This window comes from Anabaena sp. UHCC 0187 (assembly GCF_009712035.1).
Taxonomy (GTDB): Bacteria; Cyanobacteriota; Cyanobacteriia; order Cyanobacteriales; family Nostocaceae; genus Dolichospermum.
Genome location: NZ_VILB01000013.1, coordinates 736250 through 757721, shown reverse-complemented (window position 1 = coordinate 757721; position 21472 = coordinate 736250). Strand labels below are relative to the sequence as shown.

Genomic DNA, 21472 nt, shown 5'->3' with positions numbered 1-21472 from the left:
CTCCTGTTATCGCCAACCTAACCAGCGCAAACAAGGGATAATCAGGTAATGGCTTATACTTAAGCAAAAACTGATTAAGATACTTACCAGACTAAAGAAACCTATGGGTGAAAATATATTAAGGGCGTTAGGTTGACTGGAAAAATGGAATAAATGTGCTGTGAATCCTAAACGCACGAAAATAGCTATCAGGTTAGCACTACCTAAACCTGCGATTACAGCATAAGCTATTTGATGAGTGCGAAGACCTAAACCTAGACTTAATAGGGGAAGTGAGATTAAAATCCATGTTACCAAGCTTTCAGCAGGATTCTGAGTGGTGATAAATTGACAAGCTATCCAGCCTAAAGCATAACCCAGAAAACCCAGGAAAGCTGCCGTGAGAAACCGCCGCTTTTGGCCAAAACAGCCGGATAAGGTTAATCCCCAAGCTGTTCCTGAACCTGCAAAACCATAAACTATAGTTTCTGCTGCCATATAAGGTTGCTTTTCGACTAAAGTTGGTAATTGATAGGCTAGTAATTCCAACCAGCGATCGCCTAAACTGGTATGGTAAGCCAGGAAAAAACCAATCATAGTCCCGATTCCCGCGCAGATGCTAGTCAGAATCATTACCCAAATAGTCGCCAAACAAGCTAATAAAAATTTGCATATTCCCTGAATTATCAATAAAGTGGTATTACTTACAGCTTGAGTAAGTTCAGTTATAGATGTTACTACAGATTTACCCGGACTACTAATTAAACCTTTCCGTGGAGAAGGGGAAGCAATCTTGAGTAATCTTTTTTGAATACTATCTGCACCTGCTGGACGTAATCGCACATCATCCTGTACCATTTCATCGAGCAAATCTGCTAAATCTGGTTTAATCTGTTTGTAATTACGCCATTGTAGTTTTCCAGTTAAACCATCTTCCAAATCAGATGGATACTTACCCGTAAGTAATTGAATCATTGTCCGTCCCAAAGCATAAAAATCTGCTGCTGGTCCCACATTACCGCCACGAATTTGTTCGTGAGGACTATAACCGGAAGAGTATAATCGTGTAGATGTGGGATGTGACCGCAAAACTGAACCACTAAATTGTTTAGCACCGCCAAAATCAATTAGCACCAATTGATCACTTTTCGCAGGAGATACTGGTGTGGAAGTCCGCAACATCAAATTAGAAGGTTTTATATCTCGGTGAATAATTTGGCGTTTATGTAATTCCTGTAAAATCTGTACAGCTTGAATAAACCAACCTATTACCAAATCTTCGGAACAACCTTGAGGAGAATTATTCAATACTTCCTCTAAAGTATAGCCATTGATTTTTTCCATCACCAAACATGGTAATTGATGGGGTTTAGGGTTAACTAAGTTAACTTCAAAATAACCATCACTATCAACTTTAGGCACACCAGAGTTGCGGAAACTACTTAGAACTTCCGCTTCTTGCTTGAATAATTCCAGCGCCTTGGGTGAAGTTTCTACTAGCACCTTCAGCACTTTTTCTGTCTGTGTCTTTTCATCCCAAATTGTGTAAATTTGGGCAAATCCTCCCGCACCGAGAGGTTTAAGAGAGAAATAGCGGTCTAACAGATGCAGCGGTGCGCCACAACTGTTACAGAATTTGTTTCCCCAGGGTTGAGGATAGGGACGTTGACAATGGGGATTTATGCAGTTAACCGCACTCTGAGTTATCTGGGTCAAAACCACGAAAATACAAAGGCTGGATCGATTTTAGCGTCTATTTCACTTTAGTTCTAGATATTCCTGTGAATAAAGCACAAAACTTTTATTTTTAACAGCCTCTGGATGCTTTATTATAGATACAAGCGAACTATTAAATTAACAAGAGGATAAGATAATTTCATCTTTTAGTTAACAACTATATCCATCCCCAGTCATAGGAAAATTATAATCAGAAAAGATAGCATGATCACTATGATCACCGCTAGTTTCTTGATCAAGAACTTCAATGACCTTATTATAAATATCTTCCGCTTCTTGGGGAGAATCACCAATACTTGTTAATCCTAATTTACCGAATTGGGAAAGACAACCCATGAGATGAAAAACTGTACCTGTTTCCGTGCCACTGTCAAAATGTAATCTATGGTGGGCGATAATATCCATTAAGTCATTAGGTAATAATCCCTGATAACTAGGTTTTTGTAAATTGTCTGTGGCAATATAATATTTAGGTCTGCCTTGTTGACTATAAAATAAACCCGTGGATAAATCATAACGACCATTGGTTAATAATTTCAAAGTCATAAATGGGTGAGTTGTTCCCCCTTTGCGAAGATTAATTTCAATGGCTTGAATATCCCATTTACCATTACCTTTGTCAACAGTGACAAAGTCAACTGCAAATCTTTCCAAAGCTCCTTTTTCTGCTAATTTTTTGCCAACTCTTAAACCTAATTCCTGTAATTCACAGCGATAATTTGCATCCGCAGGAAAACGACAACCTATATAAATTTGTCCGTCTGGCCCCCCTAAAATTTGGTCATGGGTAGAAAGAATTTCTACTTCTCCATTGGGTGTAATTCTGCCTTGAACACTGGGAGAATGTTTGATTTCTCCTTCGATAAAAGCTTCAACAATTGCCCCTAATTCGGGAATGCGTTGAGAAAAATTTGCCCAAGTTTCTTGTAAAGATTGAAAACGTAAATGGAGAAAGCGATCGCTAATAGCTGCTACCCTGTGAATATGATCAGCTTTTCCCGGTGCAAAATCCATAATTTGTCTTAAATCTAATATTGCATTTCCCTCTCCCGAAAAACCTTCATTTAACTTAATTACCATTCTTTGTAATGTGGGTTGACGTTCCCACAAATCAGCCGCAGCATTGGCTAAATCTTCGCAATTCTTGACTAACTCACTACCGTCGGGAAGAGGCACATCACTTTCCTGAAAAATTTGTCTACTGCCGCTTTTTGTTCCCCAAATTTGTAAATCTGGTGCAGCAGCATATAAAGGTACAGCCAACTTTAAAGATAATTCCGATTCCCAAAAAGTGGAATTATAACAGACCATAAAAGCCTTGTCTAACCGCAAAGCCTTGTGAATTCTTTCTAATAAGCGAGGACGTTCTAATATTTTTTGACTCAGAGGTTTTAAAGAAGCATCATAAGTAGAAAGTAATAATAACCGATGACGAGCATGAGAAAAAGGAATCCCCGGAAGTAATTGCAGATAATAGTCAATAATGCTAGGATGAAGCGGCATTGAAGTCACATAAATTAACCTAGTGCGGGGATTTCGTAACCGCATTAACGAAAAAAGTAACCTTTCCTCATAATGCTCACAGCCTTCAACCTTAAGCAACTCTCCTTGATCTATACTCAAAGAAGGAATAATTAAAATATCCGCTTCGCTATTATCAAATAACTCGCTAGTTTTCCAGCGATCGCGTAATGTTAATTGTAAATTACGAAATTTATCAATTTCCTGCAAATCATCAATATTTAATGTCACCATATCCCCAACCCGATATTACTTCCCATACTACCTTCCTACCTAATATATACCCCAAGAGAGAGTGCAAATAAAGATTGTAAATGTATCGTTTTGTTAAATATAAAAATCTCTATCTCTTCTTTCTCCACCTCTGCGACCTCTGCGCCTCTGCGGTTAGTTAAAAAAAATTATAGTTCACCACACAAACGATTGCGATATTAATTACTAAAAACTTCAGACTAAAGAGAGATGAATAAATATTTAATAACTAATATAATCCCAAAATGGAAATAGATAAATACTAAAAAATCCACTTATGGCATCTCCAAAACCATTACATGATACAGAATTAGTAGATTGTGCTAGAGCGAATGCTAACCAGGGAATAGAAACCGCTGCGTGTCAGTGTGGTTATGGGGATGATATTAATACATTTGCTCAAGAATTACGCCAAGCTTGTGAAAAAATGAATTTGCAAGTGAAAGAACTGAGAGAACTGATTACCGATCAGGATATAATCTTAAAACTGGGTTCTGGAGAAATTATTGCCCCTGAAACAGCATCAGAACTTTAACACCCTCCTTTTGTGGCGAATTTTCAAATCATAAAAATTGCACCTTGTCAATTCTTTGGCAAAATAATATAATTCAAAGCCTGATAACTGCGTGTAGTGTCACCACAACATAGCGCAATTTGAGCAGAAGAAAAATCAACTTATTTATTGATTTTATCCTCAAAAATGGTAAAATATATAGAAAAACAGACTTGTTCTAGTACACAACGGCGTAAGTCAATCAACCATTAAAAATTTGACAAAAGCTTGTGTAATCTGCTTTTTTAAGTTTTAATTTTTAATTTTTAATTCCGCACTGCGGTACTAGCTTCGGTCTCAATAGCAAAGGTTTAGAGATGTTGACTTCATCGGAAACTCCTATAATTGCAGCCATTGTGCTGATAGCGTCCGGCATTTTAGGCTGGGGCTTTTATCGCGCCAGACCTTTTGGTAAACTAGGTATCTTAGCCTGGTTACAATCCGTCGTTTTAATGACTCCCTGGCTTTTGTTCTTTGGATTATTTGCCGCTGGGATTTATATCAACATCGTTGGTATCTTGTTCTTGGTAGTAGCTTCCGCTGGATTGTATATTTTCCTCGGCAGAAAATTACGGGACGCGGGACAAGATGCTATTCTCAAACAACGGGCAACAGATAGACTCGCTGCCCAAACTGCAAGCGAAGGTGATAAAGACAGTTCAGTTGTAGTCTCAGAACTGCAATTAGCACCAACTCCCATACCTGAAGCAGATTTAAGCCTAATTAGAGGCATTTTCGGCATTGATACATTTTTTGCCACCGAAACTATTCCCTACCAAGAAGGAGTAGTTTTTAAAGGCAACTTGCGCGGAGAACCAGAAGCCGTTCACAACCGACTGACGAAAACTTTGCAAGAACGGTTAGATGATAAATATCGGCTGTTTTTAGTAGAAGATACTGACAGTAAACCTGTGATGATTGTTCTACCTAGCCGCACAGACCCCCAGCGCACCCAGTTAGCACAAAAAGCTTTTGCGGTGATTTTATTGATAGCAACCATCGCTACAAGCTTAGAAGTCGGGGGTATATTACAGAATTTTGATTTATTCAGTAACCCCGAACGCTTTGCAGAAGCTTTACCTATTGCTTTAGGCTTATTGGTAATTTTGATCTCTCACGAAATCGGACATTGGTTATTAGCGCGTCGTCACCAAGTCAAATTAAGTTGGCCGTTCTTTTTACCAGCAGTGCAAATTGGTTCTTTTGGGGCAATTACTAGATTTGAGTCCCTTGTCCCTAGCCGTAATGCCTTATTTGATATTGCTTTAGCTGGGCCAGCTTTTGGGGGGATTACTTCCTTATTATTACTGGTAATAGGATTGCTACTGTCCCACCCAGGCAGTTTATTTCAATTACCTAATCAGTTTTTTCAAGGTTCAATTTTAGTTGGTAGTTTGGCACGGGTTGTCCTCGGTTCGGCTTTACAATCTCCGTTGGTGAATATTCATCCTTTGGTAATTGTTGGTTGGTTAGGATTAGTGATAACAGCGTTGAATTTAATGCCCGCTGGACAATTAGACGGGGGGCGAATTGTGCAAGCGATTTATGGCCGCAAAACCGCAGGGAGAACGACTTTTGCGACGATAGTTTTACTAGCTATTGTATCATTAGGTAATCCTTTAGCAATGTATTGGGCAATTGTGATTTTGTTTTTACAACGGGATTTAGAACGTCCTAGTTTGAATGAAATCAGTGAACCAGATGATGCTAGGGCGGCTTTATGTCTTTTGGCTTTGTTTTTAATGATTGCTACTCTTTTACCTTTAACTCCGGCTTTAGCTGGGCGTTTGGGTATCGGTAGTTAGGAATTTTGGCGTTGCTGATTGAAATAATATATCTCACGCAAAGGCGCAAAGGTTGAATTTATTAATTTCAATTCGGCAATGTCAGATTTTTTAGGGTTTCCAGTTTGCTAATAGGTTGGGGTAGTTTGTTGGTGTGGGGAATATTTTCTGCCATGCTTGTTGACGTTGTTGGGGTTTTTCTTGACTCATGTTCCAGAGGGTTTCGTAGAAGAAGAAGGAAACACCAGCAAATTTTCTCTCTCGCACTTTCTCTATTTGGGTTTTGATTTGTTCCATGGGAACTGTGCGATTTTTTAACCCACTTAAAATCCCAATGCTGACGGGAATATGAGTTTGGGCTTGTTTAACTTCGGGATATTCTAATTCGCTGATAAAGACGTTTAAATCATTCCGATAAATTTGCAAAACTAGGTCTTCAACTATTCCCATTCTTTCCCATCTTTGCCAATCTGCAAGATAATATTCGTAGGAAAATCGCTGGGGATTAGGAGCAACGGAAACGATACAATCTTTTTTATTTGCTTTAATTGCTGTAAAGACTCGCTTCATAAAGTCGGTAATTTTGTTCGCTCTCCAACTTACCCATTCTGGATCTTTGAAGTCTGCCGGGGGAAGTTTACCTTTGTGTTCTTTTTTGTATAATGCTGTGGTGTAGGCATCATATCCTAGTTCTGATGGTAAACCAAAATGATCATCAAATTGAATCCCATCAATGTCATAATTTTTGACTATTTCGACTATCAAATCTTGGATAAATTTTTGCACTTCGGGACGAAAGGGATTTAACCAAACTCGGTTATGTATGCCTTCTTTGACTATTTTTGTGCCATCTCTGCGGTTTGTCAACCAAGTAGGACGATTTTTAGCGAGGAGAGAATCAGCAGGAGCCATAAAGCCAAATTCAAACCAGGGAATCACGGTTAAACTTTGTTTATGTCCCTCGGTGACTATTTCTTTGAGCATATCCCGCTTTTGCAGTCCGGGGGTAGGGTCAACTGATTTACCAATGACTTTGGCTGCTACTTTGCTAGGATAAAGTGTATATCCCCAATTCCATACGGCGGGATAAACGGTGTTAAAGTTGAGTTGTTGTAATGTTCGTAAACTTTGTTTTAGTCTATTACTCTCAAATAAAACATCACTATCAATATTTGTTAACCATACTCCCCGTAATTCTGTGGATTTAGGAATTTGTGCATTTAAGGGGAATGATAGCATTACGAAAGCCATCATACTCACGGCCATCATAGCTGCTAAAAATCCCAATTTTCTCGTTTGACGTTGCCATTTTAGAAATATTTTTTTCATTGGTTATCCCTGGTTTGTTAAATTTTCTGTTTCGCGCAAAGACGCAAGGGAGCAAAGACGCAAAGGAAGAAATAGATTAATTATGAAATATGAAATCATATCTATTTCTAGTAATTAATCAAAAATAGAAACTACTTTAATCCCAGTTACTCGGTGCATAGGCTTTGTTTTTTTCTCAGTTGTGACTAATTCTTCCGCACCAACTGATAACGCCGCAGCTACATGAAGCGCGTCCATAGCAGCTAAACCATACTGGGAAGCAATTTGATAAGCCTCTTTAACAATATGAGTTAAATCGCTTGCCCAGTAGGTAACATCGCTAAAAAATTCTTCATAGAATTGAGCTTCTTCAGTTTGCTTGCTATACAATGCTTTGGGATTTACCTCTAATTTGACAAACTCACTTGAAGCAAATTCCCGTTGGGAATCTCCTAATATTTCCAGTGCTTTCTCAGCAATTGCACCAACACCATTTGTCGCACTAATTAACACCCCTGAATCAATATAAGTTATTTTCATTCTTCTCTACCTTGTAGTCCACCTCTGCGACTAGCAAGTTCCTTTTCTATTTCCTCTTCATTTAATAAGGGCTTACCAGCAGCAACAATTCTAGACCGAATTTGTCGCAACCGTTCCCCTAGAGGAGGTTTATTTGCAGAGTTTTTGAAGTAAAGAAATTCCACAAACTCTAAAACTTCCTCTTGTTTATCTTGTGGTAGGGAACGCCACTTTGTTAATAACTCTTGTTCTGAACTCATTAGTATTTACCCATTAATGTGACTACTTATATTTTTATTTTATAACAAAGTACAGGCTGGGTTTGCTTATAAATCTGCCAAGGGAAGTCATAGCAAATGGATACATACAAAATTATCAGAAGCTATTATTATTGCAGGTAAAGACAGCAGTGATGCTAAACTCTATTTAGAAAAACAGGTAACGGAAGCACTGGCAGAATTAAAGAAGATCGAAGCAGATGAACAGGAGAAACCAAAAGAATGAAATATACAATAATTATTCAATGGTCTAAAGAAGATAAATGTTATGTAGTTTTATTACCTGATTTTACTAATGTAATGCAGCCTTGTACTCATGGCGAAACTTACGAAGAAGCTTTAAAAAATGGTCAGGAAGTGTTAGAAATGCTGATTGAGTCATGTTTAGAAGATGGTGAAACTCTTCCCGAAGCGCAAGTTTTAGGCAAGTTTTTGAAAGTAGCGTAATTTTTACATTGATTAATTTTTTGTTGAGTTGCGCTTTGCTTAACCCAATCTACAATCACTACAATTAGAACTAGAAGATAAGTTGAATATAAATTTCTATTTAATTTCCGTATATATTGCTATTGGTTCTATTACTAGATCAATTTCTCCTGTCAAAGCTTCCCATAATTCTGTCATATTTATTGAACCCGAAACACCAGGGACAGTAATTTTTTCTATTCCTCTTCTTGGTATAAATCCAACTATTGTCATTTCTACATCTCCTGGCATAATATATGCTGATCTAAGTTGATCTCTTGTTATACAAAGGTGTTCTGGATTTATAGTTCCTATTATATTTGAATCTCCTATGTTAGTATTGACAGTAACAGAACCAATTGAAAATACTTTTATTACCTCTACCAAAGCTTTAAAATTTTGTGCTTCATTTTTCTTCTGCTTAAAACCTTTATTAATAGTTTGGTCAGAGTTTTGTAAAAAAAGATTTATTACATTATCATTACGAAATAATTCCATAATAGAATCCCAATCAGTGAATCTACAAACTCCAGTTATTTTTATTAACGATGAATATTTTTCTAATTCCTCTATGTCTTTTATTTCTTTTAAAATTCCTTTATTTATTAAGATTTGTTCAAATTTTAGATAGCCATAATCATGTTCAACAATATCTTCAGTAGTAGAATTTAAATATTCATCAGCTTTAGTATTAATTCCTGTTTTATATCCATGTTTCTGGGTAGTTTTATCTACTGTTTTCCCACTAGCACCACCCGCAATATTTTTAGGACCAACACTTATTTCACCTTCTTTACCATCCTCTTGAATTGTTTCCTTATATTCTTCACCTGAGCTTTGTGTAGATTTAGTACCTTCATTTTCTGTTAATCTTCTAATCTGTACTATACCTCCAAATAATTGAGAAGAATAAGAATGTAATTTGATTTTATCTAAATAAATAAAATGTTTTAGGCTGAAAATCTCATCTTCTTCTATTAAATTTTCGTTTAATTTGAGTTTTTCTTGCATTAAAATTATCCTGATATTTCTGTTGCTCTATTAATGATTCATTTTTCATTGCTTGAACAGCTTCATCAAAATCCAAATGATTTTCACCTTGTTTTTTCATCTCATTAACTATCGTTTGAGATGCCGTAGCTATATACTCAGCTAGTTCTTCTATATCAAGATTTCTATCAAGATTTCTATCAAGATCGGAATTGTTCATATTCCAGTAGTATTGACTGGACATATCCATCATACACTATAGGACTAAATTTATTTCATTATTTACCCTAATTAAATCACTCGTACTTGTATAATATTTTGTATTTGTTAAATTATTTACTGAGCTTTTGATAAACAAAAATCTCTATAATCCTGACTTGCTAGGGATAAATACGACCGAAGACGGTCAAAGTTGTCCCTTTTCAGGCGTGGGAAAAGATAGATTTTTATTATCAATAATTTCAATACATCAAAGTTAATATTATAAGTAGGTAGGTGTACACATTTTGTCAATTCACTATTATGGACATCCAATCTGTAGGAATCAAAAAATTTCGTGCTAATTTACATAAGTACACACAACAAGCATCTGAACCAATTGCAATTACTTCTCATGGAGTCCCAATAGGTTACTACATACCAACACAACCTACTCCTCAAAAACAAGATTTAATGGCTTTACAAGCAGCAGTCCAAAAAATCCAACAATTGCTGGAAACAAGAGGTATTAGTGAAGATGAATTATTTGCTGATTTCCAGAATGCTAAAGAAAGTACAATATAATTCCATTCCATTAAACAACAAAATCAAACAAATAATGCGCCATTTCCAACTTAGAACAAGCGGGAATTTCTACCTCTCTTCCTGACTTATCTAAAAACACCGCTTGATTATTATCACTCCCAAAACCACTATCGACTTTATCAATAGGATTTGCGACAATTGCATCTAATTTCTTTCTTTGCAACTTCTCTTTTGCAGGAGTAATAATATCCCCAGTTTGTGCTGCAAAACCAATTAAATATTGATGGGGTTGTTTGCGATTTCCGATTTCAGCAACAATATCCGGTACTGGTGCTAGAGGAAGATTTTCAGGAAGCGATCGCTTGGGCAATTTTTCGCTACTATAATCTCTAGGCTTTACGTCTGCAACTGCGGCTGACATGATAATTATATCTGCATTGGCTAAATGCTTGAACATTACCTGTTGCATTTCCTCCGCACTCACAACCGGAATTGCTTCTATTCCCAAAGGTACATCCCAACTGGCAGGACAATGGACTAATATTACCTTTGCACCTCTGTGCAGTGCAGCCTGTGCCAATGCTAAACCCATTTTACCAGTTGAGGGATTGCCAATAAATCGCACCGGATCTAAAAATTCTCGCGTTCCCCCAGCACTGATTAAAACCTGTTTCCCAGCTAAATCTCTGTTTCCTTGGGTGTGTAATAAAGATTGAATATAAACAAATATTTCGGCGGCTTCTGCCATTCTACCAGCACCAATGCGATCGCACGCTAATAAACCAGAACCCGTTTCGATACCATAAAATCTGCCATCTGTCAATAGCTGCCGCCAATTTCTTTGGACTGCCACCTGTTCCCACATATCCGTATTCATTGCCGGTGCTAACAATGCAGGACAGGTAGAAGCGAGAACAGTATTTGTTAGCAAATTATCTGCCATACCATAAGCTAACTTAGCCAAAGTATTAGCAGTTAAAGGCGCAATCACAATTAAATCAGCCCATTGACCCAACTCAATATGCAAGGGACGGGAATAAATTGGTTGCCAAAAATTATCATCTGTATAAGCTTGATGACGGGATAAAGTAGATAAAGTTAAAGGAGTAATAAATTCTTGGGCAGATTTAGTGAGAATAACTCGCACTTCTAGCCCCGATTTGAACAGTGTAGACACCAATTCACAGACTTTATAGGCGGCGATACCACCGCCTACACAGATAAGAACCCGCTTAGATTTGAGATTTGTAGATGATGGCATTTTGGGGTAAAATTCCGATTACCTTTGATTTTAGCCCGTCCCACGCAATCTACAATCTTTAGGCTTCGTCGTAGGCTTCTAAATCTAAGAGGTAGATATAGGGTTCAACTAATTCTGGACGCTGAAAAGCAATTGCCCGCAGTAGATGCCAATCATTCAAACCCTCAAAAGCATTACTATAGTTATCTAATTCTAGACGCGTAGCTAATTCTTGCACCTCTGTTGCAGTCATAGCAGAAATTTCTGTTTTGGAAATGCTTAGAGTTTTCATAATTTTTGCCCCTCCCTTTTGCAGCACTTGTATTCAGCTTAGGGTGGAGTTGTTTCCACCTGTTCTATCTTACCCATTAATGACCATGAAATTTGTAAAAATTCTTGTGATTTTTACCGGAATTTGTAAAAATTTTGTAACTAAAGCTAACCAATGGTGTTGACAACAAAAGTTCGTAGCACTTCTAACATTTGGAAATTGATTTCATGTCCCATAGCAAATTCATGATATTCCACTGCTACGCCTAGAGATTGTGCCACATCTTTAGACTTTATCGCCGCTTTTAGTGGTACAACTTCATCCTGTGTACCGTGCATGATTAATGTCGGCGGAAAATTGCCTTTGTTCAGCGTTGCTACACTAGGATGTAAATAGCCACTCATTACCACTAAACCCGCCAAGGGTAAGCTTAATCCTACATCTAAAGTCATCGCCCCACCTTGAGAAAATCCACTCAAAATCGTGCGAGATAAGGGAACACCTGTATTACTTTCTAAAGATTGCAACCAATCTATGAGTAGTTGTTTACTTTCATTTAATCCATCATACATATTTTCTGTCCGCAGGTCATACCATGCCCTACCTGTATCACCATGAGGATAAGGATAGGGGGCATTGGGGAGTAAAAATTCGTAATCTGGTAAGTTGACATGAGGTATTAAAGATGCGACATCCTGGGCATTTGCACCCCAACCATGTAAAGTAACGATTAAAGCGTCTGGCGTTTGTCCTGTTGGTGGAGAAACTCTGATAAAGTCTAATGTTTGAGTCATGGGTAATTGAGATAAGAATTAATGCAGATACAGTATATCGCGTCTTAATCCAGTACACATTTCCCAACTTTTTTAGCTGTTCTGGACATTTTGATATTTATTTTGGGCGTTGCATAAATTAAAGCAGCATAGGCGATCCCTCTCTCTACTCTCACTCAAAATGCGATCGCTAATCCACTAGGTTTATGAACTGCCCCATCTTCAACGAAGTAAGATGGGGTTTCTACATCCCCTTAGATAGGGAGCATTAATCATTAACTTTGAATAAACTGTTAGAAAAGCACAGTCAAAGTGGTGATATGGCAATTCAGTCAACAGCAGAAATTTTATTTCAAACTGCTTATGAAAGTCGTTACACTTGGGATGAAAACTTTCCTGGTTATGCTGCCGATGTGCAACTTCTACAGGAAAGTGAAGTTTACACTGGTAAGATTCAGATTGACCGTAACTTGAATGTAGAAATTACAGAAGTTGCAGATCAACAAATAGAAGCAGGAATTGATATTCAGTTACAGGAAATAATTACCCGCTGTCAAAGAAGCGATTTTCACAGTTTTTACGGTCAACATGAGTTTACTTTGGGTGAAGCAGCCCAAACCGATGCAGTCATGATTTTTGTCAAGGGGGAAAATACTGATTCTCACTATCAAATTCGTAACCAAAAAATATATCAGGAAACTCGCTTAATGGGTCGGATGGCTTTGGAGATTAATTCTCAGGAATTCCTAGATACAGACTCCGGTTATATCCCTTCTGCTTATGATGTGGTTTTTCGTAATTCGCAAACAGGTGATGTTAATAGCATTCTCAAGTTTACGGATATATATCAAAAGTTTGGTAATTATTACATTTTGACAAAGCAGGTAGTGGCAGAATATGAAGATGGGAATACTGAAACTCCTCAATCAATGACTGAGTTTATTTATTCTCATATTAAGCTCCTGGAATAGACAAGAGGCAAGAAGCAGGAAGCAAGGGAGAATATTTTTCTTCCCAATGACCAATGACCAATAACTAATGACCAATTAGCCATTCCCAGCCTAAACTAGATAATTAGCAACTTGGATAATTACCAATTTATCAACTAAGCAGGCCTGAAAGCATGGAACTAACGCTAGAAAATGTAGAAACCGTATTAGATGAAATGCGCCCTTATCTCATCTCCGATGGTGGTAACGTGGAAGTCGTAGAATTGGATGGCCCAATTGTTAAACTCCGATTACAGGGTGCTTGTGGTTCTTGTCCTAGTTCTACGATGACTCTGAGAATGGGAATTGAACGCCGTCTCAAGGAAATGATTCCCGAAATTTCTGAGATAGAACAAATCATGTAAATCACTGGTAATGGGGAATGGGGGAAGAGGTAATTGGTAAGATATACTTGTCACCTGTTCCCCCTTCCCTATTTCCCCTGTTCCTTATTTTACAAATTCTATGTCTCATCCTCTGCACGTTGCATTTATCTGGCATCAACATCAACCGTTGTACAAGTCTCCTGAAAATGGTAGTTCTTTGGTGACAAGTCAGCAGTATCGCTTGCCTTGGGTACGTTTACATGGAACTAAGGATTATTTGGATTTAGTATTATTGTTAGAGAAATATCCTAAGTTGCACCAAACGGTGAATTTAGTGCCTTCGTTGATATTGCAAATAGAAGATTATGTTGCAGGTACAGCTTTTGACCCTTATTTAACCGCTAGTTTAACGCCGGTGGAAAAGTTAACCCGTGAACAAAAAGAGTTTATTGTTCAACATTTCTTTGATGCTAACCATCATACCTTGATTGATCCTCATCCTCGTTATGCCGAATTATATTACCAAAGACAGGAACAAGGACAAAGTTGGTGTCTAGCAAATTGGCAGTTGTCAGATTATGGTGATTTACTAGCTTGGCATAATTTAGCTTGGATTGATCCTTTGTTCTGGAATGACCCAGAAATTGCTGCTTGGTTAGCACAAGGACGTAATTTTAGTTTAGGCGATCGCCAGCGCATTTATTCTAAACAACGGCAAATTCTCAGTCAAATTATTCCCCAACATCGGAAAATGCAGGACAGTGGACAACTAGAAGTTACCACCACACCCTACACTCACCCGATTTTACCTTTATTAGCTGATACTAATGCCGGACAGGTAGCTGTGCCACAGATGACACTACCTAAGCAACGGTTTCAATGGGTGGAAGATATTCCTCGACATTTACAAAAATCATGGGATTTATATATAGACAGGTTTGGACAAGATCCTAGGGGTTTATGGCCTTCAGAACAGTCCGTTAGTCCAGAAATTTTACCGTATATTATTAAACAAGGCTTTAAATGGATTTGTTCTGATGAAGCCGTTTTAGGTTGGTCATTAAAACACTTCTTTCATCGTGACGCTGCGGGAAATGTCCAAGAACCAGAATTGCTGTATCGTCCCTATCGTCTGCAAACTCCAGCCGGTGAAGTGGCGATTGTTTTCCGTGATCACAGATTATCAGATTTAATTGGCTTTACATATAGTGCCATGCCGGCGAAAAAAGCAGCAGCAGATTTAGTCGGACATTTGCAAGCTATAGCTAAACAACACAAAGAAAGTAATGATGATCAACCTTGGTTAGTGACAATTGCCCTAGATGGGGAAAATTGTTGGGAATTTTATCCCCAAGATGGGAAAGAATTCCTAGAAACATTATACGCAAGTTTAAGTAATCAATCCCAGATCAAACTTGTCACAGTTTCCGAATTTCTTGACGAATTTCCCCCCACCGCAACTATTCCCGGTGAACAACTCCATAGTGGTTCTTGGGTAGATGGCAATTTTACCACATGGATCGGAGATCCAGTTAAAAACCGCGCTTGGGACTATCTCACCGCAGCCAGACAAGTCTTAGCAAATCACCCCGAAGCCACAGAAGAAAACAACCCCGCAGCGTGGGAAGCCCTATATGCGGCTGAAGGTTCAGACTGGTTTTGGTGGTTCGGTGAAGGACATTCTTCCAATCAAGATGCCATTTTTGACCAATTATTCAGAGAACATCTCTATGGCATTTACAAAGCCTTAAATGAACCCATACCCCCATATCTGCACACCCCCCTAGAAATCCATGAAGCCCGTTCTGACCATAGACCAGAAGGCTTTATTCATCCTGTCATAGATGGTAAAGGTGATGAACAGGACTGGGATAAAGCCGGACGCATTGAAGTTGGTGGTGCAAGGGGAACAATGCACAACAGCAGCACTATTCAGCGTCTATGGTATGGGGTAGACCATTTGAATTTTTATGTGCGAGTAGATTTTAAAACTGGTGCTGTTCCTGGTAAGGATATACCACCGGATTTACACTTACTTTGGTATTATCCAGATAGAACAATGGTGAATAGTTCCATACCTCTAGCCGAAGTACCGGACAGCGCACCTTTGAATTATCTATTTCACCATCATTTGGAAGTGAATTTACTCAGTCTATCTGTGCAATTTCGAGCAGCAGGAGACGATCATTTATGGTATCCTCGTGCTACTCGCGCTCAAGTTGCGTTAGGTTCTTGTTTGGAAATAGCAATACCCTGGGCTGATTTGCAAGTCCCTCCAGATTATCCTCTGCGGTTGATTTTGGTTTCTTCTGATGATGGTTGTTTTTCTGGTTATGTGCCGGAAAATGGTTTGATTCCTATTGATGTTCCTTAGTGAGGACGGTTTCGCGCAATCTCTCTTAGAGATCCCGCAGGGTAGGTACAAAGGAGCAAAGGCGCAAAGGAAGAGTTGTATTTTTCTGGTTGTTGGGAGTTCTGGAGTATGAGTATAATAATGATTATCATTTTTGGTAAGTTATTATGTCGTCTCAACCTTTGAATCTCCCTCAACGTCCCCGTCGTCTCCGTCGGACTGAAACTTTACGGAAAATGGTACGGGAAACTACTTTAAGTGTGGATGATCTGATTTATCCCATGTTTGTTATGGAGGGGGAAGAAGAAAAAGTAGAAATCGCTTCTATGCCAGGATGTTATCGCTATTCTCTAGATTTACTCCTGGAAGAAATTGCGGAAGTGTCACGGTTGGGTATTAATGCTGTTGCGCTTTTCCCGGTTATTCCAGAAAACCAAAAAGACGACACAGGTACAGAAAGCTACAACCCGGAAGGATTGATACAGGAAACTGTTAAAGCTATTAAAAAAGCAGTCCCGGAAATCTTGATTATTACTGATGTAGCCCTTGACCCTTTTACTACTCATGGTCATGATGGTTTGGTTGATGAAAATGGCAAAATTCTCAATGATCAAACTTTAGAAGTGTTAGTCAAAATGGCACTTTCCCAAGCGGAAGCGGGAACTGATTTTGTTGCCCCTTCTGATATGATGGATGGTAGAATTGGGGCAATTCGCACGGCTTTAGATGCTGAAGGTTATATCAATGTAGGGATTTTGGCATACTCCGCAAAATATGCCTCTGCCTATTATGGACCATTCCGGGATGCTTTGGATTCTGCTCCCAAATTTGGCGATAAAAAAACCTATCAAATGGACGCAGCTAACGCTAAAGAAGCTTTAAAGGAAATTGAATTGGATATTGCTGAAGGTGCAGACATCATTATGGTCAAACCCGCCCTAGCGTATCTAGATATAATCTGTCAGGTAAAAGCAGCCACAAATTTACCAGTCGCAGCTTATGACGTTAGCGGTGAATACGCAATGATTAAAGCGGCTGCTCAATATGGTTGGATTGATGAGAAAAAGGTGATTTTAGAGACTTTAACCAGTATGAAACGGGCTGGTGCTGATCTGATTTTAACTTACTTTGCCAAGGAAGTGGCTTTGATGTTGATGTGATTGGCTAAATTTTCACCTGTTTGCTATTCCCTGTCTTAAAAAATTGAGTTTTTTTTAATCGCAGTTGTACCATTAAAATTTTTTTTGCGTTATCATGATAACGATTCTCATTATTTCTGAATGTCTTTAGTTGTCTAACATAACAGAGGACTAAATTTTTCGTGCTTTGATTCGTTAAGTAAAATCATTAGATTTCGATATGAATACCATCACCTTAAACACAACAAATACAATTCCTGAAATTCCCAAACAAGGAATGCCCATTACTATTATTACGGGATTTCTCGGAAGTGGTAAAACTACGCTTTTAAATCAAATCCTGCAAAATAAACAAGATTTAAAAGTCGCTGTTCTCGTCAATGAGTTTGGTGATATCAACATTGATAGTCAATTACTAATTTCTGTAGACCAAGATATGGTAGAACTTAGTAATGGCTGTATATGTTGTACAATTAATGATGGTTTAGTTGATGCTGTTTATCGAGTTTTAGAAAGAGAAGAACGCATTGATTATCTAGTAATTGAAACCACTGGTGTTGCTGATCCTTTGCCAATCATTTTAACTTTTTTTAGCACAGAACTGAGAGATTTAACTAACATAGATTCGATTCTCACAGTTGTAGATGCTGAAGCATTTGATGAAGAACACTTTCAGAGTGAAGCAGCTTTAAAACAGATTACTTATGGGGATATTATTCTCCTCAATAAAACAGACCTTGTTACCCCAGAGAAAATTCAAGAAGTAGAAAATTGCATCCATGACGTGAAAGATGGAGCGAAAATTTTACATACTCAATATGGTAAAGTTGCTTTACCTCTAATTTTAGATGTGGGTTTAACACCAAAACATAAGTACATTGCCATTGATGATGAAGATACTCATAAACATGAACATCATCATCACTCCAATCATTTAGACAATGATGGGTTTGTTTCCATTTCTTTCCAAAGTGATAAACCATTTGATGTGCATAAATTTGAGAATTTCTTAACCGAAGAAATGCCAGAGAATGTATTTCGAGCTAAGGGTATTTTATGGTTTAGTGATAGTGAGTTACGCCATATTTTCCAACTGAGTGGACCTCGTTACACATTGAACGCTGATGAATGGTATACTTCACCGAAAAATCAGGTAGTTTTTGTTGGCAGAAAACTGGATACTAATGAGATTTACACAAAACTTAACAAATGTTTGTTATAGTTTAATAGTAGTAACTAATGAGCAAATTTAGTTAATAGATATTCGACTATTAACTTCCACCATAACTCATAACTCATCCCATCAAATTCAAATAATGACTTTATCTTTACCAATTATTACCGTCGTCGCTGGATTATTTGGGTCTGGAAAAACTACCTGGATCTGTCAACAAGTTCGAGATATTAAATCTATTGAAAAAGTAATTTATTTTTGTCCAGGAACGGGGAATATTCCCATTGATCAAACTAAAATAGCTACTGAATTTCCTGATCTGAAAATATTTGGTGATGGTCAAGAAATTGAATTTCTATATCACATTCCCACAGCAGAGAGTGTTTATGTTGAATTAGGTTCTTATCTAGAGTTAAATAGTATATCAAAAATATTAGATCATCTCACTTACCACGCTATAGCAATTATTCCAGAGGAGTTAAAAAACTCTGAATATGATAGTTGGGCAAATGAAATTATTTATGGCGCACCAGTTCCAACTATAATTGTAGAAAATTTATGGCGCGTAGAAACTACGGGTCAAGTAATTGATGAAAATAGTTTAGATGAATTTTGGTATGAAATAACTCACGGTGCTTATGGTATTGTTACTCGTGCTAAGGCAATTTTTGATGTTAATGATGGACGTTCTCTTTACTGTGATTTTGTCTCTGGTGTTCCCCAAACAGACTTTTTAGAATTAAACTTGCCAAGGTATTTAGAAGGTAGACCTCAGCGGTTTAGTGGCATAGAAATAGCCGGAAAAAACTTAAATGAAACAGCTTTAAAATCAACTTTATCGGATTGCTGTTTATCTGAATCATTGATTTTGCAATATCAACAACAAGTACAACAAATTTTACTAGAAGGTCAACAAGTATGAAAATAGCTGTCATGTCATGTATTCATGGTAATTACGAAGCCTTAGACGCTGTATTATTAGATATAGACAATCAAAAAGCTGAGAAAATCTTTTGTGTTGGTGATTTAGTAGGATATGGACCTCACCCCAATGCGGTAATTAACCAAATTCGTTCTTTAGATATTCCTACCTGCGCTGGTTGTTGGGATGAAGATATTGTGGAAGGATTGAATGCTTGTGATTGTAGTTATCCTTCCATATTGGCGGAAAAAAGAGGACTAAAAGCTCATGAATGGACTAATAAAGAAATTCTTCCAGAAAACCGGGAATTTTTAGCTAATTTACCTCATAGTCTCCAATGGCAAAACTTAGCCTTTGTTCACGGTAGTCCCCATAGCAACCATGAATATTTATTACCTGAACTTGATGCTTTTGTCGCTTTAGAAAGGGTACTTTCCACAGGTGCAGATGTGTTATTTTGTGGACATACTCACGTTCCTTATACTCGTAATCTTAATGCTGGTGAGTTACAAGTTCAGGTTAGTAGTCAAGCAGAATTACGGAAAATTAACTTTTCATCTGCGCTGAAAAAGATTGTTAATGTTGGTTCTGTTGGAGAACCTCGACATGGACGACCAAATGCAACTTATGTAATTTATGAAACTGAGACTCAAGGGGTGACTTTGCGGGAAGTTACCTATGATTATCAAAAAACCTGTGCAGCAATTATCGAAAAGGGATTACCAGAAATCTTTGCTTGGCGTTTAGCGCGTGGTTTAGAGTATGCTGAACGGGCAGAAGATCCAACTCATGTTTGTACCAGATAACGGGATTAGGAAGAACAATAATAAAACTCTGTATTCCTTTCTTCCTTTGCGCCTTTGCGCCTTTGCGTGAGATATAAAAATATAGAACCTAAAATTATGTGGGCGATATTGAGTGGAATTGAAGGAAATTTGCCAGCTTATGAGGCTGTGATAGCTGATATTAAGCTGAGAAACCGTTATGTAGAGGCACTATATATTATCGGTGATTTAGTCGGGCCAAGGCGAGAATGTGAACAGCTAGTAGCAAGGGTAAAATCACCGCGACGGGGTGAATTAGAACCAATGGTTTGTAAGGGCTGGTGGGAAGAACAGTGTTTGATTTTACATGGTTTGGGTCCGACTGGAGACGCACCGGAATTGCTGGAAAAATATGGTGGTGATACTGTGCAGATGTTGTGGGATTGTGTTTCCCGTGAGACAGTACAATGGTTGAGAAACTTGGATTTTGGTTTTTTTGAATTAGATTGTTTGTTAATCCACGGTTCAACAGCGGGTGTAAATGATGAACTTACTCCCGATACTCCCCCAATTCAAATGTTAGATAGATTGTCACGAATGCAAGCAAATAATCTATTTTGTGGTCGTTCTGGGTTAACTTTTCAATATCAGTTACAAGCTGGTTCTATTAGCAGTGAAATTACTACCCTTGATCATCAATTGTCCCCGCAAACTGTCAATATTAACCCTCTTCAAGTGATTGGAGTGGGAAACGTGGGAGGAATACCAGGAGAAGCAACTTATACTCTCTACAATCCTGGGACAAATCAGGTGCAGTTTAAAACCGTGTATTACGGACAGAGTAAGGGTTTTCAAAAGCAGCCGATTTGTAATTAGGGTTGAGAAAGTCCCAATACTCGCCATTTTTCCCGACTCAGAAAAAAGCCAATACCATTACTATTAGTACAAGTCAAACCAGTTTTTTGGGAAACACATTTAAAACCACCATTGTTCCAAGTCTTTCCATAAGCCAAAACGCTTTTATTTTTATCAGCAATAGTATCACTGATACACAAAATTTCTGGTCTAGCGTCAGCAGGTAATAAAAAACCTTGTCCCCAATCAAATCCACAATATCCAGGGTAAGGTTGAGGAGGTGTGGGTTTCAGTGAACTACTGATTTCACAGCGTAAACTGTTTGTTTCTCCTTCATTTAGCTCACAAAAAATATTACCACTAGGGGACTGAAAACCTTTCGGTGCTGCAATACTCACTTGTGGTAACAAAGTCACTATTGCACTTGTTACCACTAGGACGACTATTTTATTAATTTGTTTATACATAATTTAATTTTACAGGATTTGTTAAATATCCGGTCACGGTAATTTCACTTGAGAAGATATAACATAAGA

General features: G+C 37.9%; 23 protein-coding genes. 12 read left to right on the top strand and 11 right to left on the bottom strand.

From position 1 onward, the window contains the following. Window positions 1-6 precede the first annotated feature (6 nt). Complete coding sequence (locus FJR11_RS16380) at window positions 7-1701, bottom strand: protein kinase (protein ID WP_371417552.1); 1695 nt, start codon at window positions 1699-1701, stop codon at window positions 7-9. A gap of 165 nt (window positions 1702-1866) precedes the next feature. Beyond that, the gene (locus FJR11_RS16375) at window positions 1867-3471 is read right to left on the bottom strand and encodes a peptide ligase PGM1-related protein (protein WP_168505493.1); all 1605 of its coding nucleotides are present in this window, start codon (window positions 3469-3471) and stop codon (window positions 1867-1869) included. A 295-nt stretch (window positions 3472-3766) separates the two neighbouring features. Between FJR11_RS16375 and FJR11_RS16370 the strand changes: the two genes are divergently transcribed. Then, window positions 3767-4024, top strand: a complete 258-nt coding sequence (locus FJR11_RS16370; RefSeq protein WP_168505491.1) for a hypothetical protein — start codon at window positions 3767-3769, stop codon at window positions 4022-4024. 335 nt (window positions 4025-4359) lie between these two features. Continuing rightward, window positions 4360-5847: a site-2 protease family protein gene (locus tag FJR11_RS16365; RefSeq protein ID WP_168505489.1), complete on the top strand. Its 1488-nt coding sequence runs from the start codon at window positions 4360-4362 to the stop codon at window positions 5845-5847. A 90-nt stretch (window positions 5848-5937) separates the two neighbouring features. On the opposite strand, the gene FJR11_RS16360 is transcribed toward FJR11_RS16365, so the two are convergent. From FJR11_RS16360 to FJR11_RS16350, 3 genes are all read right to left on the bottom strand, one after another. Continuing rightward, window positions 5938-7155, bottom strand: coding sequence for a glycoside hydrolase family 10 protein (locus tag FJR11_RS16360; RefSeq protein ID WP_168505487.1), 1218 nt, complete (start codon window positions 7153-7155; stop codon window positions 5938-5940). A gap of 114 nt (window positions 7156-7269) precedes the next feature. Continuing rightward, on the bottom strand, window positions 7270-7674 hold the full coding sequence (locus FJR11_RS16355) for a PIN domain-containing protein (RefSeq protein WP_168505484.1): 405 nt from the start codon (window positions 7672-7674) through the stop codon (window positions 7270-7272). After that, window positions 7671-7913, bottom strand: coding sequence for a hypothetical protein (locus FJR11_RS16350; protein ID WP_168505482.1), 243 nt, complete (start codon window positions 7911-7913; stop codon window positions 7671-7673). The genes FJR11_RS16355 and FJR11_RS16350 overlap by 4 nt, the downstream gene beginning before the upstream one ends. 240 nt (window positions 7914-8153) lie before the next feature. Here FJR11_RS16350 and FJR11_RS16340 point away from each other — a divergent pair, with 240 nt between their 5' ends. Further along, the gene (locus FJR11_RS16340; RefSeq protein ID WP_168505480.1) at window positions 8154-8378 is read left to right on the top strand and encodes a type II toxin-antitoxin system HicB family antitoxin; all 225 of its coding nucleotides are present in this window, start codon (window positions 8154-8156) and stop codon (window positions 8376-8378) included. 96 nt (window positions 8379-8474) lie between these two features. Here the strand turns inward: FJR11_RS16340 and FJR11_RS16335 are convergent, their stop codons facing one another. Then, entirely contained in the window at window positions 8475-9407 is a 933-nt protein-coding gene (locus tag FJR11_RS16335) for a hypothetical protein (RefSeq protein ID WP_168505478.1), read from the bottom strand. Next, on the bottom strand, window positions 9361-9606 hold the full coding sequence (locus FJR11_RS16330; RefSeq protein WP_168505476.1) for a hypothetical protein: 246 nt from the start codon (window positions 9604-9606) through the stop codon (window positions 9361-9363). Before FJR11_RS16330 ends, FJR11_RS16335 begins: the two co-directional genes overlap by 47 nt. A gap of 302 nt (window positions 9607-9908) precedes the next feature. Between FJR11_RS16330 and FJR11_RS16325 the strand changes: the two genes are divergently transcribed. Then, window positions 9909-10169, top strand: a complete 261-nt coding sequence (locus FJR11_RS16325) for a prevent-host-death family protein (protein ID WP_168505474.1) — start codon at window positions 9909-9911, stop codon at window positions 10167-10169. A 10-nt stretch (window positions 10170-10179) separates the two neighbouring features. Here the strand turns inward: FJR11_RS16325 and coaBC are convergent, their stop codons facing one another. The 3 genes from coaBC to FJR11_RS16310 form a co-directional block, all read right to left on the bottom strand. After that, window positions 10180-11391: a bifunctional phosphopantothenoylcysteine decarboxylase/phosphopantothenate--cysteine ligase CoaBC gene (gene coaBC, locus FJR11_RS16320; protein WP_168505472.1), complete on the bottom strand. Its 1212-nt coding sequence runs from the start codon at window positions 11389-11391 to the stop codon at window positions 10180-10182. Between the two features lie 58 nt (window positions 11392-11449). After that, entirely contained in the window at window positions 11450-11662 is a 213-nt protein-coding gene (locus tag FJR11_RS16315) for a DUF2555 domain-containing protein (protein ID WP_168505470.1), read from the bottom strand. A 146-nt stretch (window positions 11663-11808) separates the two neighbouring features. Further along, window positions 11809-12435, bottom strand: coding sequence for an alpha/beta hydrolase (locus tag FJR11_RS16310; protein WP_168505468.1), 627 nt, complete (start codon window positions 12433-12435; stop codon window positions 11809-11811). Window positions 12436-12734: 299 nt separating this feature from the next. Here FJR11_RS16310 and FJR11_RS16305 point away from each other — a divergent pair, with 299 nt between their 5' ends. The 8 genes from FJR11_RS16305 to FJR11_RS16270 all read left to right on the top strand — a co-directional run bounded on the left by FJR11_RS16305 (window position 12735) and on the right by FJR11_RS16270 (window position 20957). Further along, window positions 12735-13385 (top strand): DUF3386 domain-containing protein, encoded by a 651-nt coding sequence (locus tag FJR11_RS16305; protein ID WP_168505601.1) that lies wholly within the window; start codon window positions 12735-12737, stop codon window positions 13383-13385. Between the two features lie 152 nt (window positions 13386-13537). Continuing rightward, entirely contained in the window at window positions 13538-13768 is a 231-nt protein-coding gene (locus tag FJR11_RS16300) for a NifU family protein (protein WP_027402712.1), read from the top strand. Window positions 13769-13868: 100 nt separating this feature from the next. Beyond that, entirely contained in the window at window positions 13869-16103 is a 2235-nt protein-coding gene (locus tag FJR11_RS16295) for a glycoside hydrolase (RefSeq protein WP_168505466.1), read from the top strand. 146 nt (window positions 16104-16249) lie between these two features. Continuing rightward, the gene (hemB, locus tag FJR11_RS16290; protein WP_168505463.1) at window positions 16250-17242 is read left to right on the top strand and encodes a porphobilinogen synthase; all 993 of its coding nucleotides are present in this window, start codon (window positions 16250-16252) and stop codon (window positions 17240-17242) included. 199 nt (window positions 17243-17441) lie between these two features. Next, window positions 17442-18443: a GTP-binding protein gene (locus tag FJR11_RS16285; protein WP_168505461.1), complete on the top strand. Its 1002-nt coding sequence runs from the start codon at window positions 17442-17444 to the stop codon at window positions 18441-18443. Between the two features lie 94 nt (window positions 18444-18537). Next, window positions 18538-19317 (top strand): GTP-binding protein, encoded by a 780-nt coding sequence (locus FJR11_RS16280; RefSeq protein ID WP_168505459.1) that lies wholly within the window; start codon window positions 18538-18540, stop codon window positions 19315-19317. Next, window positions 19314-20123, top strand: a complete 810-nt coding sequence (locus tag FJR11_RS16275) for a metallophosphoesterase (protein ID WP_168505457.1) — start codon at window positions 19314-19316, stop codon at window positions 20121-20123. The genes FJR11_RS16280 and FJR11_RS16275 overlap by 4 nt, the downstream gene beginning before the upstream one ends. A gap of 96 nt (window positions 20124-20219) precedes the next feature. Next, window positions 20220-20957 carry a metallophosphatase gene (locus FJR11_RS16270; protein WP_168505455.1) on the top strand — a complete coding sequence of 246 codons (738 nt, stop codon included), beginning with the start codon at window positions 20220-20222 and terminating at the stop codon, window positions 20955-20957. Here the strand turns inward: FJR11_RS16270 and FJR11_RS16265 are convergent. After that, window positions 20954-21403 carry a DUF6636 domain-containing protein gene (locus FJR11_RS16265; RefSeq protein ID WP_168505453.1) on the bottom strand — a complete coding sequence of 150 codons (450 nt, stop codon included), beginning with the start codon at window positions 21401-21403 and terminating at the stop codon, window positions 20954-20956. The two genes, FJR11_RS16270 and FJR11_RS16265, sit on opposite strands and share 4 nt — an antisense overlap. Between the last annotated feature and the right edge of the window lie 69 nt (window positions 21404-21472).

What these genes read in the sequence shown, in the direction of transcription:
- coaBC (WP_168505472.1), bottom strand. Translation starts at nt 11,391, where the DNA reads ATGCCATCATCTACAAATCTCAAATCTAAGCGGGTTCTTATCTGTGTA.
- FJR11_RS16295 (WP_168505466.1), top strand. Translation starts at nt 13,869, where the DNA reads ATGTCTCATCCTCTGCACGTTGCATTTATCTGGCATCAACATCAACCG.
- FJR11_RS16305 (WP_168505601.1), top strand. Translation starts at nt 12,735, where the DNA reads ATGGCAATTCAGTCAACAGCAGAAATTTTATTTCAAACTGCTTATGAA.
- FJR11_RS16340 (WP_168505480.1), top strand. Translation starts at nt 8,154, where the DNA reads ATGAAATATACAATAATTATTCAATGGTCTAAAGAAGATAAATGTTAT.
- hemB (WP_168505463.1), top strand. Translation starts at nt 16,250, where the DNA reads ATGTCGTCTCAACCTTTGAATCTCCCTCAACGTCCCCGTCGTCTCCGT.
- FJR11_RS16375 (WP_168505493.1), bottom strand. Translation starts at nt 3,471, where the DNA reads ATGGTGACATTAAATATTGATGATTTGCAGGAAATTGATAAATTTCGT.
- FJR11_RS16325 (WP_168505474.1), top strand. Translation starts at nt 9,909, where the DNA reads ATGGACATCCAATCTGTAGGAATCAAAAAATTTCGTGCTAATTTACAT.
- FJR11_RS16315 (WP_168505470.1), bottom strand. Translation starts at nt 11,662, where the DNA reads ATGAAAACTCTAAGCATTTCCAAAACAGAAATTTCTGCTATGACTGCA.
- FJR11_RS16335 (WP_168505478.1), bottom strand. Translation starts at nt 9,407, where the DNA reads ATGCAAGAAAAACTCAAATTAAACGAAAATTTAATAGAAGAAGATGAG.
- FJR11_RS16285 (WP_168505461.1), top strand. Translation starts at nt 17,442, where the DNA reads ATGAATACCATCACCTTAAACACAACAAATACAATTCCTGAAATTCCC.
- FJR11_RS16330 (WP_168505476.1), bottom strand. Translation starts at nt 9,606, where the DNA reads ATGAACAATTCCGATCTTGATAGAAATCTTGATAGAAATCTTGATATA.
- FJR11_RS16280 (WP_168505459.1), top strand. Translation starts at nt 18,538, where the DNA reads ATGACTTTATCTTTACCAATTATTACCGTCGTCGCTGGATTATTTGGG.
- FJR11_RS16275 (WP_168505457.1), top strand. Translation starts at nt 19,314, where the DNA reads ATGAAAATAGCTGTCATGTCATGTATTCATGGTAATTACGAAGCCTTA.
- FJR11_RS16360 (WP_168505487.1), bottom strand. Translation starts at nt 7,155, where the DNA reads ATGAAAAAAATATTTCTAAAATGGCAACGTCAAACGAGAAAATTGGGA.
- FJR11_RS16300 (WP_027402712.1), top strand. Translation starts at nt 13,538, where the DNA reads ATGGAACTAACGCTAGAAAATGTAGAAACCGTATTAGATGAAATGCGC.
- FJR11_RS16310 (WP_168505468.1), bottom strand. Translation starts at nt 12,435, where the DNA reads ATGACTCAAACATTAGACTTTATCAGAGTTTCTCCACCAACAGGACAA.
- FJR11_RS16365 (WP_168505489.1), top strand. Translation starts at nt 4,360, where the DNA reads ATGTTGACTTCATCGGAAACTCCTATAATTGCAGCCATTGTGCTGATA.
- FJR11_RS16270 (WP_168505455.1), top strand. Translation starts at nt 20,220, where the DNA reads ATGTGGGCGATATTGAGTGGAATTGAAGGAAATTTGCCAGCTTATGAG.
- FJR11_RS16350 (WP_168505482.1), bottom strand. Translation starts at nt 7,913, where the DNA reads ATGAGTTCAGAACAAGAGTTATTAACAAAGTGGCGTTCCCTACCACAA.
- FJR11_RS16265 (WP_168505453.1), bottom strand. Translation starts at nt 21,403, where the DNA reads ATGTATAAACAAATTAATAAAATAGTCGTCCTAGTGGTAACAAGTGCA.
- FJR11_RS16370 (WP_168505491.1), top strand. Translation starts at nt 3,767, where the DNA reads ATGGCATCTCCAAAACCATTACATGATACAGAATTAGTAGATTGTGCT.
- FJR11_RS16355 (WP_168505484.1), bottom strand. Translation starts at nt 7,674, where the DNA reads ATGAAAATAACTTATATTGATTCAGGGGTGTTAATTAGTGCGACAAAT.